This is a genomic window from Natrinema marinum (genome assembly GCF_024296685.1).
In the GTDB taxonomy this organism is placed as follows: domain Archaea; phylum Halobacteriota; class Halobacteria; order Halobacteriales; family Natrialbaceae; genus Natrinema; species Natrinema marinum.
The window spans coordinates 3,442,693-3,454,414 of record NZ_CP100763.1 but is presented as its reverse complement, the minus strand read 5'-3'; the positions used below and the strand labels follow the sequence as shown (position 1 = coordinate 3,454,414).

The following is an 11,722-nucleotide window of genomic DNA, read 5'->3' as shown; positions in this document are numbered from 1 at the left end:
GATGGCCGATCTCACCCCCGCCGAGTACGTCGCCGACCACCGGGCGGACCTGCTCGACCTCACGCTTGAGCTACTGGCGATCGACACGTCGAACCCGCCGGGCGACACGCGCGAGATCGTCGCCATCCTCGAGGAGTACCTGTCGGAGCTGCCCGTCGACGTCGAGCGGTTCGCGGTCGATCCGGCGAAACCGAACCTCCTCGCGACGCTTCCGGGCACGAGCGACCGAACCCTGCTGTACAACGGCCACCTCGATACGGTGCCGTTCGATGCGGACGCGTGGTCGGTCGATCCGCTGGGAGAGCGCATCGACGACCGGCTCTACGGCCGCGGCGCGACCGACATGAAGGGGGCCGTCGCGGCGATGCTGCTGGTCATCCGCGCGTTCGTCGAGACCGGCACCGAGCCGCCGGTCGACCTCGCGTTCGCGTTCGTCAGCGACGAGGAGGTCGGTGGCGACGCCGGCCTGCCGGCGCTGCTCGAGACCGGTCGCCTCGAGGCAGACGCCTGCGTCATCGGCGAACCGACCTGCGAACGCGACCGCCACTCCGTGACGGTCGCCGATCGAGGGAGCATCTGGCTGACCCTCGAGGCGACCGGCGAGGCCGCACACGGCTCGCGCCCGATGCTGGGAGAGAACGCCATCGACCGGCTCTACGATGCCGTCACGACGCTCCGAGAACGCTTCGGGACGCGGCGACTGGAGATCGATCCCGCGATCGAACCGATCATCGACGAATCGGTCGCATTCTACGAGCCGACGATGAGCGCCGACACCGCCCACGACCTGTTCGAGACCCCGACGATCAACCTCGGCGTCCTCGAGGGCGGGGAGGCGATCAATAGCGTTCCCGGGTCGGCCCGCGCGAAACTCGACGTTCGGTTGACGGCCGGCGTCCGGACGCCCGAGGTGCTCTCGGAGATCCGGGAGTGCGCCGCCGACTGCGACGGCATCACGATCGCCGACGTCTCTTGGAGCGTCGGGACCGCCGAGTCGATCGGGAGTCCGCTCGTCGAGGCCGTCGCGTCGACCGCCGAAGCGGCGACCGGCGAGCGGGTGTACCGACGGAGCGCGACAGGCGGCGGTGACGCGAAGAAGCTGCGAAACGCCGGCGTTCCGACGGTCGAGTTCGCGCTCGGGACGGACACCGTCCACGCGGTCGACGAGTACACGACCGTCGACGCGGTCGTCGGAAACGCGACGATCTACGCGACCCTCCCCGCGGCGTGGGACGCCGCGGCGGCCGATCGGTGACGGACCGGCCGCCACCGCGGATCGGGAACGAGGGTAACGCTTACTTCACAGCAGTTCGTAATTGTGGGCATGGAAAGCAATATTGGTTCGACGGATCGGCTCGCACGGCTCGTCGGTGGGGCGGTGTTGCTCGCTCTCGGCGTCGCGACGCTCGCAGGCGTCCTCGAGTTCGGCCCGGCGGCGGGTGCCGTCGCGACCGTGGTCGGCATCGTCTTCGTCGGGACGGCGCTGACGCGGTTTTGCCTGCTGTACCGAGTGCTCGGCGTCGACACGTGTACCGTCTCGTGAGGGCTCGATGAACCGCTTCCAGAACACGGGACAACCGGACTGGGACTGGTGGGGGAGACTGTGGCCGACGCCGGGCGCGACGCTCCGGCGGCTCGGCGTCGCTGACGGGGATACGGTCGCGGAAGTCGCCTGCGGAAACGGATACTTCGCGCTTCCGGCCGCTCGGATCACCGATCCCGAACCGGTCTACGCGCTCGACATCGACGAATCCCTGCTCGAGGAGTGCGCTCGTATCGCCGACCGGCAGGGCATCGAAAACGTCGTTCGAGTCCACGGCGACGCGCGACGGCTGGCGGATCACCTCCCCGCCGCCGTCGACGTCGTCCTGGTCGCGAACACGTTCCACGGGATCGACGACAGGGCGGCCTTCGTCCGGCAGGCGTTCGACGCGCTCGGACCGGGCGGCCGGTTCGTCGTCGTCAACTGGCACGACCGGCCGCGTGAAACCACGACCGTCGCGGGAGAGCCGCGAGGGCCACCGACCGACTTGCGGCTGTCCCCGGACGAGACCGCAGACAGCGTGCTGGACGCGGGGGCGTTCGACCTCGAGCGGCGAGTCGAACTGCCGCCGTACCACTACGGGCTCGCGTTCGAGCGCGCCGACTCCGGATCGGCCGACGTTGATCGCGAGTGACCGCCCGGCTCGAGTCCGGCGACCGGACCGGGTTCGATCGCCGGTGTTCTGCGGTCCGACCGATCGGGTGGCAACTCAAGGACTCGCGACGCTCGATCGGACTTTCGTGCCGCCCACAGAATTTCATGATATTCCCAAGACTATTATCTATAGGGTGCGTATCCACCGCCGATGGACCCGAACGAGTCAGCGCCGATCGAGACGAAGCCACCCGCCAGCGCCGAATCGTGCAGTGAACGTTCCGGACGAAACAGCGATCCATGCACGCGAACGTAACGATGACGCCGGAAGAGCTCCGAGCCGACGTTCCCGCCCTCCAGGACGGCGCCTACTTCAACTTCGGCGCCCACGGCCCGAGTCCGTCGTACGTCGTCGACGCCGCCGACGAGTTCGTCCGCGAACACGAGTACGACGCGCCGATCGCGGACGACCCCTACGGAACGGCGTTTCGCGCGTTCGACCGCACGCGAGAGCGGGTCGCGTCGTTCGTCGGCGCCGAGCCGGACGAGATCGCGCTCACCGAGAGCACGACCGCGGGCATCAACGCGATCGCCGGCGCGATCGACTGGCGGCCCGGCGACGTCGTCGTCCGAACGGACCTCGAACACCCCGCCGGCATCCTCCCCTGGCAGCGCCTCGAGCGGGAGGGCGTCGAGGTCCGCGTCGTCGAAACCGACGCCGGCCGCGTCGATCCGGACCGGTTCGCCGAGGCCGTCTCCGACGCCCGACTCGCCTGTTTCAGCGCGGTCACGTGGACCCACGGGACGCGACTCCCGGTGACGGAGCTGGTCGATATCGCTCACGACGCCGGCGCGCTCGCGCTCGTCGACGCCGTCCAGGTCCCCGGTCAGCTCTCGCTTGATGTCGGCGAGTGGGGTGCCGACGCGGTCGCCGCCGCCGGCCACAAGTGGCTGTTGGGCCTGTGGGGCGGCGGGTTCCTCTACGTCGATCGAGACGTGGCTTCGGGCCTCGAGCCGCGGGCGGTCGGCTACCGGAGCGTCGAGACGCCGACCGCGGACCGCTACGAGTACGCGACCGGTGCGCGCCGGTTCGAGGTCGGGTCGGCGAATCCGGGGCCCCACGTCGCGCTTCGGGAGGCGATCGACGCGATCGACGAGGTCGGGGTCGACCGGATCGAAGAGCGCGTCCACCGTCTCGCCGGACGACTGGCCGACGGCGTCCCCGACGACCGGCTGCACAGTCCGTCCGCGCCCGAATCGGGCCTGGTCACGATCGGCGTCGACGAACCGGCGGCGACCGTCGAACGGCTGGCAGACGACGGCATCGTCCTCCGCGAGCTCCCCTCGCCGAACGCGGTTCGGGCGTCCGTCCACGCCGTCAACACCGCGAACGAGGTCGACCGGCTGCTCGAGCGACTGGAACGGGAGTGGTGACGGGAGCGCGGTGGTCGTCGCTGTGATCTCGCTTCGTAAAATGAGGGGCAGTTGCGGTCTCGAACAGTCGACGCGAGCGGCTCAGACGAGGAGCTGGATGTCGGACTCGGCCATGTGCTGGATGGCGGTCGCCGCGCCGACGCCGGTGGTGACGCCATCGTAGAAGTCGTCCTCGTCGTAGTCCATCAGCTCGATGGTCATCTGGCAGGCCTGCAGGTCGACGCCGCTCTCGAGCGAGAGGTCGATCAGCTCCTCGATGGTCGCAGTGCCGTTCTCGTCGATTTTCTTCTCCATCATCCACGTCGCCATCCGGTCCATCCCGGGCAGCGCCGCGATCGAGTTCGGCATCGGCATGCTCGGGTTACCGACCGCCGATAGCTGCAGTTCCGTCGACTTCTCCTCGTGGAGGATGTCGAGCCCCCAGAACGTGTGGAAGACGACGACATCCCAGCCGAAGGCGGCGGCTGTGCTCGCGAGGATCAGCGGCGGGTACGCCATGTCGAAGCTGCCCTTGGTGGCGACGATCGTCATCTTCTTCTCGTCGTCGTCGAGTTCGGCCTCGAGCGAGGCGACTTTCTCCTCCAGTTCTTCGACCTGCGCGCGCAGTTCCGCTTCGCTCATCGGCTCACCGTCCGCCGTCGCCGAGGGTGTGTCCGTACTCATTTTACGCGGTCTTCTGCACGTAGTGTTTGTAGACGTCGCCGTCCTCGACCTGCTCGAGGAGTTCGACGCCGTCGGTTCCGCTCGCCCAGCCGTCGATGTCGCTCATACTGCCCGAGTCCGTCGCGACGACCTCGAGCACGTCGCCGGCCTCGAGGCCGTCGGCGGCGGACTTGGTCTTGACGACCGGCATTGGACACGATGCACCTTTCACGTCGAGCGTCTCCGTGATATCGAATTCGTCTGTCATGGTCAGATACTCCGCGATCTGTATTGGAGCTACCACACAATATCGACTTCGAGGGTAAAAGGATATCGATTATTGTGCCATACACAAACATCTGTCTGGCAGAGAGAACGCGCTAACACGTTTTGGGAGGGGCAGGTCGCCAGATTGCATATCATATCGTCGATGGAGCCAGCAATAGTATTGTGCGTTAATGGAACTTCTATGGAAACGTTTATCTGCGACCAGTCGGTACAGACGGGTGTACGACAATGAACGCAGACGACTTTCCCACGCCGGACGCCGACGTCGAGTCGGTCACGCCTGACACGCTAAAGAGCAGTATCGACGCGGGCGAGGACGTGACGATCCTCGACGCGCGCATGGCGTCGGAGTACGACGAGTGGCACGTCGACGGCGACACCGTCGAATCGATCAACGTCCCCTACTTCGAGTTCCTCGAGGAGGAGATCGACGAGGACGTGCTTGCACGAATTCCCGACGACCGTGAAATCACCGTCCTCTGTGCGAAAGGCGGCGCCAGCGAGTACGTCGCCGGCGCGCTCAAAGAGCGCGGCTACGACGCCGTCCACCTAGAGAACGGCATGAACGGCTGGGCGCGCATCTACGAGGCCGTCGAAGTCGAGCGCTACGACGGCGCGGGGACGCTGCGCCAGTATCAGCGCCCCTCCTCGGGCTGTCTCGGCTACCTCGTCTACGACGACGGCGAGGCCGCCGTGATCGACCCGCTGCGCGCGTTCACCGACCGCTATCTCGCCGACGCCGACGACCTGGGCGTCGACCTGAAATATGCGATCGACACCCACATCCACGCCGACCACATCTCGGGCGTCCGCGCGCTCGACGCGGTCGGCGTCGAGGGCGTCATCCCCGCGGCCGCGGTCGATCGCGGCGTTACTTACGCTAACGAGCTGACGACTGCCGCCGACGGCGACGAGTTCGAGGTCGGCGACGCCGTCATCGAAACGGTGTCCACGCCCGGACACACCTCCGGGATGACCTCGTACCTGATCGACGGCTCGCTGCTGGCAACCGGTGACGGCCTGTTCGTCGAGAGCGTCGCCCGCCCCGACCTGGAGGAAGGCGACGACGGCGCGCCAGAGGCCGCCGCGATGCTCTACGAGTCGCTGCAGGAGCGCGTCCTCTCGCTGCCCGACGACACACTCGTCGGCGGCGCACACTTCAGCGACGCGGCCGAACCGGCCGAAGACGGAACCTATACGGCGCCGATCGGCCAACTCGAGGAGGAGATGGACGCACTGACGATGGACGAAGAGGCGTTCGTGGAGTTGATCCTCTCGGACATGCCGCCCCGGCCGGCTAACTACGAGGACATCATCGCGACGAACCTCGGCCAACAGGAGGCCGACGACGACGAAGCGTTCGAACTCGAGCTCGGGCCGAACAACTGCGCGGCGAGCCAGGAATCGCTCGCGGGTGACTGACTCGGCCGATGGTCGCTGATCCGGTAGCGCTTCAGCTAGCCGCCGAGTTGTTCCCCAACGGGATCAGTCGCTACGCCGTCGGCGGATTGCTCGTCGGCCTCGGCGCGGTCGTCATCTACGTCGGCACCGGCATCCCCGCCGGCGCCAGCACCTTCCTCGAGTCGACGCTCTCGTACGTCTCCGAGCAGTCGCGCTTCCAGCAGTACGTCGCCTCGCGGGACTGGCGCGTGGTGTTCACGCTCGGCATCGTCCTGGGCGCGCTGGCGTTCGCCGCGACCGTCCAGTCCGGCGTAGTCACGACCTCGCTGTACGAACCGGGGACGACCGGCGAACTGTACGAGATCGGCGGCGTGACGCTGTGGACGACCGACGTGCAGGCCTGGCGGCTGCTGGTCGGCGGCGTCTTCGTCGGCATCGGCACCCGTATCGGGAAGGGCTGTACGTCCGGCCACGGCGTCTGCGGCGTCGGCTCGGCCTCGAAAACGTCGCTCGTCGGCGTGCTGACGTTCCTGACCGTCGCGATCGTCACCGCACAACTCGTCGCCGCACTGGGGGTGTCACCATGAGCGAGACGCCTCCGTCTCGAGGCGGCGACCGGGGAGGTGAGGACCCGTGAGCGAGGATCGTCATCCGCTGTTCATGCCGCTGATCCTCGTCGGCGGCCTGATCTTCGGCTTCGGCCTCGGATTCAGTCAGATGGCGCGCCCGGAAGTGGTGCTGCACTTCCTGCAGTTCGAGGATTTCGGGCTGCTGTTCGTCATGTTCGGCGCGGCGATCGTCTCCGGGATCGCCTTCGCCGTCATGCCCCGCGTCCGCGATAGCGCGCCACTGACCGGCGATCGGTACGAACGCCGGCTCAAACCGTTCGATCGGAACGTCCTGATCGGCGGCGCGATCTTCGGCGTCGGCTGGGGCCTCTCCGGGATCTGCCCCGGCGCGGCCTACGCCAGCCTCGGCGTCGGTAACGTCGCCATCCTCTGGGCCATCAGCGGCATGTTCCTCGGCGCGTACCTGCAAGGCCGGTGGCGGAGCCGCGTATCGAACCCCGATTCCGTGACGGCGGGCGCGGACTGACGCGCTTTTTCTTCTTACCGATAGATCCGACGCTTATCGGTCCGTTCGACACCGCCGGGTTCGCGAGCCAGCACACGGCCTGGGTTACATTCGGTCGTTCAGGTGCCGGAGCGAACGCGTCTCCCGATACGTCCCCGCGAGCCTCGTCGCGAGCGGCCGGCGAAGTCCTCGAGCGAAGCGAGTTCCGAGCCCGACGGACGACGGACCCGAGTGACAACCTACCGTTCTGATCAGTTCCGTTCGACTGGCTCTCCACGCAGCGTTCGGCCGACGTTTCGCGCGCGGTCGGATTCGACGCGCGACCGAAGCGATCTCGAGGGCGGACGACGAAGGTCCGTATCTCTATAACGTATGCAGATATTTGGGTGGGATAGCCGTGTAATCCGCCGCACCAATATTGTATGGTGGATCCAAAACCATTAATACCGTCTCCGGATTACGGCCTGCCGAAGAGGACATCATCATGCACCCACGATTATACACACCCGGTAGTGAGATCCGATGATCGGGGCAGAAAATATTGCCGCTATCGCTGACGCGGTCGGGCTCGTCGGAACGGTGTTCGTCGAAGCTATCGCACTGTACGTCGGGTACGGCGCGCTCGAGCAGTCGGTCGGGCACCGAATGGTCGACAGAATCAAACACGAGTAAGATGGAGGTACTCGGACTCAGCCTCGTACTGGTCGTGCTGTTCGTCGGGTTCGGTCTGCTCATCGGCATCCTGTTTGGATTCTTCGGAATGGGCGGCTCGTTCCTCGTCACACCCGCACTGCTCGTCATTGGGTACCCGTCCAGAGTCGCCGTCGGGAGCGGGTTAGCGTTCGTGTTCGGAACGAGCGTTATCGGAGCACTCCGCCACCGCGAACACGGACAGGTGGACTACAAACTCGCGGCGATCATGACGGCGGCCATGACCGTCGGTATCGAGGGCGGGAAGCGTGTCGTCTTCTTCCTCGACGCGACCGGACGGGCCGACCTCATTATCAGCGTCGCCTACGTCGGCCTCCTCGGCGTCGTCGGCCTGTTTACCCTGCGTGACGCGTGGACGAGCGGCGACACCGCCGACGCGAACGGCATGGACCTCGCAGAACGGGTCCAATCGCTTCGGATCCCCCCAATGGTCACGCTGCGCGGTGACGTCCGCGTGTCCGCGACCGTCATCTTCGCCATCGGGTTCGTCGTCGGCGTCCTATCCGGATTCCTCGGCGTCGGTGGCGGGTTCCTGTTGATGCCCGCGATGATGTACGGCCTCGGCGTTCCCGCCGCCATCGCCGTCGGTACGGACATCCTCCAGATCACTATCTCCGGAGCGTTCGGCGCGTTCGTCTACGCGCGGTCCGGCGCGGTCGCACTGCCCGTCGTCGGGTCGCTCCTCTTCGGGAGCGCACTCGGTGCCCGGATCGGTGCCGGCGCGACACAGATCGTCGACGAGGACGATATCAAGGGCTACTTCGCGACGATGCTTCTCGCGGGGAGCGTCGCGGTCGCGACGAAGGAACTCGGAAACGCGTACGGGATGGACGCGCTCAGTACGGTGAGTATCGCACTCATCATCGGTGCAACGGTACTCGTCAGTGGTGCCATCGTTCTCGCTGCCTTCTGTCAACTTCGGTCCGACGGGACTGGGCCACTCTGCCGGTTGACTACGACGTAATCCTCGAGGAGCCCGTCGAGTCTCGTCTTCCGTTTCTGCCCGTGAATGGAATCTTCGTATCGCCGGGATCGGGAAATGGCGAGTAGAATTGTGCAATATCTACACAAGTCTTTTACCGTCTCAGCCCCTATCTAACGTTGATTCCAATGCCGGATTCGATGTCCGAACAACTCCAGCAAGACATGCAGTGCGAAAGCCTCCTCAACTGCTTCCACGGTCTCAAACAGCTCGACGAGGAGTGTTTTCGAGCCCTCGTCGACGCAGAAGAACCGGTAACCGTCGACGAGATCGCCGAAACCGTCGATCGAGAGCGCTCGACCGCGTACCGATCCGTCCAGCGGCTCCTGCAGACCGGCTTCATTCAGAAAGACCAGATCAACTACGATCAGGGCGGCTACTACCACGTTTACTACCCGACCGACCCGTCCCAGATCGCAAAGGACATGCAGCGGATGCTAAACGACTGGTACGCGAAGATGGGCCAACTCATCCAGGAGTTCGAAACCAAATACGAACAGGCCGAGACGACGCCGGTCGAAGGCTAATTTCTCACGGTACGACGCTGCTCTCTTGTCTCCTCCCGTAGCGAAGCCGCTTTCATCATGGCCTCCTCGCAGATAGCAGAGAATGTTTCCTCAATCTGTGACAGAATCGGTGTATATCGACGCAGCCCCGGTGATGTAATCGACTGTGATTCCGTCCTTTTACCCTCGAGAACGATGCGATCGCCCTCACAGATATGGTGGCGACCACAGTAAGAGCAGTATTTATATTGCTCTATAGCGGGAATATTATACAATATCATGGCAGATTCGTCGATCGAGATCGCAGACGAACTCGAGTGCGAGAGCCGACCATCGCCGGTCGATCGCGTCGTCAGCCGAGGCGAGAGTCGGTCTGCTCGAGACATCGACACCCCGGCACGGCGGTGGGGGTCGCTGGTGACCGAGATGGCTGCGCCGGTGAGGGAGACCGTCCTCGAGTGACTCGGTCGCAGCCGGCCGCAAGTCGAGCACCGCCTATCGCCGCCGCTGGCGGCCGCGGTGCATCCGTTCGGTTCTCCCGCTCGTGTGCGGATCGCGGTATTCGGTTCGATCGGCGACTCGGCGGCGAGGGACGGATTCCGTCGGGTTTCGGCCGGTCCCCGTGGTCTTTAATACCGATTAGTAAGTACGGGCATACATGAGCGATATACTCGCTGAAAACCTCTCGGGGAAGTCCGTCATGGGGTCTGACGGCACCGAGCTCGGACTGCTCTACAACATCACGATGGATCTCAAATCCGGCGCGCTCCACGATCTCGTCATCGAACCCGACGAAGAACTCTCTCGGCGCGCCGTCGACTTCGACAGCGACGACGCGGGCCGCTTTCTCGTTCCCGTCAACCGCGTCCAAGCGGTGAAAGACTACATCGTCGTCCAGCGCTAACGGTATGTACGTTCTCGACTCCTCGGCTTTTATCCACGACTTCCACACGACAGAACAGACAGCGACTATCCCGCTCGTCCGCGAAGAACTCGAGGACGAGAGCGCCTATCGCTACGACGCGATGGAGGGCTCCGGGATGCACATCCACATTCCGAACGAGGATACCACCGAGAAGGTACAGCGCGCCGCCAAGGAATCCGGCGACCTCGAGGTGCTCTCGAACACCGACGTTCGTCTCGTGGCTGCGAGTTTCGAACTCGACGGTGTCCTCGTGACCGACGACTACGCGATGCAAAACGTCGCGGAGAAACTGAACGTCGAGGTCGAAGTGATCGCCCGCGACGGGATCGACGAACAGCGCCACTGGCTGTTCCAGTGTCAGGGCTGTGGCCGCGAGTTCGACGAGGAGAAAGATCGGTGTCCGATCTGCGGGTCGGCGCTGGCCCGGAAGAACCCCTCGTAGCGGCAATCTGACGACTGGTTTTCGCGGGCGAGACGGGTCAGCTGTAGATGAAATAGAGGTTCGCGAACGTCAACGCGTTGTAGACGCCGTGGACTAGCGCCGGAATGACCAGATTGTCCGTGCGCTCGTAGATCACACCGAGAACGATCGAGAGCCCGAAGACGGTGCCGAGACTGGCGATCACCGCGCCGAGGCCGGCGGTCGCGTACGCGAGCGCGTGGACCCCCGCGAAAATGACACTCGAGACGGCGACGGCACCGAACCGCGAGAACGTCTCGTATAGCGATTTCTGGATCACGTTCCGATACAGCAACTCCTCGAACGGGCCGATAACCAAGATAGCGATCGGAGCAAGCAGCAACATCAGTTCGGGGGTCTCTGCAGCGTCCTGAGTCGTCGCGTGCTCCGCGCTCTCGACGCCAGTCGACTGCATGAGCAGCGAGATCGCATAAAGGGTGCCGAAGAGAACGATCACCCCGCCGACGATCCAGCCGAGTTCTCGGAGCGTCGGCCACCGAACGTCGATGTAGGACAGATCGCGGTCCGTCGTCCGGAGGAAGGCACCGACGACCAGCGCCGTACCGACGATGACGCCCACCTGGTTGATGAGTTGTTCGGCGACGACCCGCTCGATCTCCGGGAGCGTCTCGATGAACGGAAGGGCGAGCAAGTAGAGGATTGCGCCCACGAACAGGGGCGCGAGAAGTCCTGCGAGCCCAACGATCGACAGGCTGAGCGTCTGGTTGCTCCGGCGTTTGAGGCCGGCGAGCCCGATATCGTAGTAGTCCGCGACGCTAATACCGGCGGTGAGTCCCGCCGTCAGGAACGCGACGAAGACGATCGGTATCGACACCGGAACCGCCGGGAGAGCGGTCGACGCCATGACGCCCTGATTCAGGGCGTAGCCGGCGAGCAAGACGACTGCGACGCTCGAGACGGCGGCGATCGGTGCGATGACGCGGCGCCCGACGTCGGCGTGACGACGGGCCAGAAAGGCGAGGACGGCCGCGACGGCGAAGGCGGCCCCCGCCCAGACGATCGGGTCGTCGACGCCGCGGCGTACGGGAACGAGCATCGCGACCATCGTGATGCCCGCGAGGGCGGTCCCGATCCCGGGAATCACATCGGCCGCGATAGAGCCGGCGTCGTCGGCCCGTGCAGTCTCGGTCATACGTGCGTG

General features: G+C 65.1%; 16 protein-coding genes. 13 read left to right on the top strand and 3 right to left on the bottom strand.

Annotated features, from left to right (window positions below; all coding sequences use genetic code 11):
• Window position 1 precedes the first annotated feature (1 nt).
• The 4 genes from NKH51_RS17050 to NKH51_RS17035 all read left to right on the top strand — a co-directional run bounded on the left by NKH51_RS17050 (window position 2) and on the right by NKH51_RS17035 (window position 3,571).
• On the top strand, window positions 2-1,255 hold the full coding sequence (locus NKH51_RS17050) for a M20 family metallopeptidase (protein WP_254762867.1): 1,254 nt from the start codon (window positions 2-4) through the stop codon (window positions 1,253-1,255).
• 69 nt (window positions 1,256-1,324) lie between these two features.
• Window positions 1,325-1,543 (top strand): YgaP family membrane protein, encoded by a 219-nt coding sequence (locus tag NKH51_RS17045; protein ID WP_254762866.1) that lies wholly within the window; start codon window positions 1,325-1,327, stop codon window positions 1,541-1,543.
• A gap of 7 nt (window positions 1,544-1,550) precedes the next feature.
• Window positions 1,551-2,177, top strand: a complete 627-nt coding sequence (locus tag NKH51_RS17040) for a class I SAM-dependent methyltransferase (RefSeq protein ID WP_254762865.1) — start codon at window positions 1,551-1,553, stop codon at window positions 2,175-2,177.
• Between the two features lie 260 nt (window positions 2,178-2,437).
• Entirely contained in the window at window positions 2,438-3,571 is a 1,134-nt protein-coding gene (locus tag NKH51_RS17035) for an aminotransferase class V-fold PLP-dependent enzyme (RefSeq protein ID WP_254762864.1), read from the top strand.
• 81 nt (window positions 3,572-3,652) lie between these two features.
• On the opposite strand, the gene NKH51_RS17030 is transcribed toward NKH51_RS17035, so the two are convergent.
• A complete protein-coding gene (locus tag NKH51_RS17030; RefSeq protein WP_254762863.1) occupies window positions 3,653-4,234 on the bottom strand; it encodes a DsrE/DsrF/DrsH-like family protein in 582 nt (193 codons plus the stop codon).
• A 1-nt stretch (window position 4,235) separates the two neighbouring features.
• Window positions 4,236-4,481, bottom strand: coding sequence for a sulfurtransferase TusA family protein (locus tag NKH51_RS17025; RefSeq protein ID WP_254762862.1), 246 nt, complete (start codon window positions 4,479-4,481; stop codon window positions 4,236-4,238).
• A 248-nt stretch (window positions 4,482-4,729) separates the two neighbouring features.
• Between NKH51_RS17025 and NKH51_RS17020 the strand changes: the two genes are divergently transcribed.
• From NKH51_RS17020 to NKH51_RS16980, 9 genes are all read left to right on the top strand, one after another.
• The gene (locus NKH51_RS17020; RefSeq protein WP_254762861.1) at window positions 4,730-5,923 is read left to right on the top strand and encodes an MBL fold metallo-hydrolase; all 1,194 of its coding nucleotides are present in this window, start codon (window positions 4,730-4,732) and stop codon (window positions 5,921-5,923) included.
• 8 nt (window positions 5,924-5,931) lie between these two features.
• Window positions 5,932-6,489, top strand: a complete 558-nt coding sequence (locus NKH51_RS17015) for a YeeE/YedE family protein (protein ID WP_254762860.1) — start codon at window positions 5,932-5,934, stop codon at window positions 6,487-6,489.
• 46 nt (window positions 6,490-6,535) lie between these two features.
• Window positions 6,536-6,997 carry a YeeE/YedE family protein gene (locus NKH51_RS17010; protein ID WP_254762859.1) on the top strand — a complete coding sequence of 154 codons (462 nt, stop codon included), beginning with the start codon at window positions 6,536-6,538 and terminating at the stop codon, window positions 6,995-6,997.
• Window positions 6,998-7,498: 501 nt separating this feature from the next.
• Complete coding sequence (locus NKH51_RS17005; protein ID WP_254762858.1) at window positions 7,499-7,648, top strand: DUF7512 family protein; 150 nt, start codon at window positions 7,499-7,501, stop codon at window positions 7,646-7,648.
• Between the two features lies 1 nt (window position 7,649).
• Window positions 7,650-8,651, top strand: a complete 1,002-nt coding sequence (locus tag NKH51_RS17000) for a sulfite exporter TauE/SafE family protein (RefSeq protein WP_254762856.1) — start codon at window positions 7,650-7,652, stop codon at window positions 8,649-8,651.
• Window positions 8,652-8,797: 146 nt separating this feature from the next.
• Complete coding sequence (locus NKH51_RS16995; protein ID WP_254762855.1) at window positions 8,798-9,196, top strand: helix-turn-helix domain-containing protein; 399 nt, start codon at window positions 8,798-8,800, stop codon at window positions 9,194-9,196.
• A 258-nt stretch (window positions 9,197-9,454) separates the two neighbouring features.
• The gene (locus NKH51_RS16990; protein ID WP_254762854.1) at window positions 9,455-9,637 is read left to right on the top strand and encodes a hypothetical protein; all 183 of its coding nucleotides are present in this window, start codon (window positions 9,455-9,457) and stop codon (window positions 9,635-9,637) included.
• A gap of 196 nt (window positions 9,638-9,833) precedes the next feature.
• Window positions 9,834-10,079, top strand: a complete 246-nt coding sequence (locus tag NKH51_RS16985; RefSeq protein WP_254762853.1) for a PRC-barrel domain-containing protein — start codon at window positions 9,834-9,836, stop codon at window positions 10,077-10,079.
• Window positions 10,080-10,083: 4 nt separating this feature from the next.
• Window positions 10,084-10,542 (top strand): NOB1 family endonuclease, encoded by a 459-nt coding sequence (locus tag NKH51_RS16980; protein ID WP_254762852.1) that lies wholly within the window; start codon window positions 10,084-10,086, stop codon window positions 10,540-10,542.
• Window positions 10,543-10,579: 37 nt separating this feature from the next.
• On the opposite strand, the gene NKH51_RS16975 is transcribed toward NKH51_RS16980, so the two are convergent.
• On the bottom strand, window positions 10,580-11,713 hold the full coding sequence (locus NKH51_RS16975) for a CPBP family intramembrane glutamic endopeptidase (protein WP_254762851.1): 1,134 nt from the start codon (window positions 11,711-11,713) through the stop codon (window positions 10,580-10,582).
• Window positions 11,714-11,722: the final 9 nt, after the last annotated feature.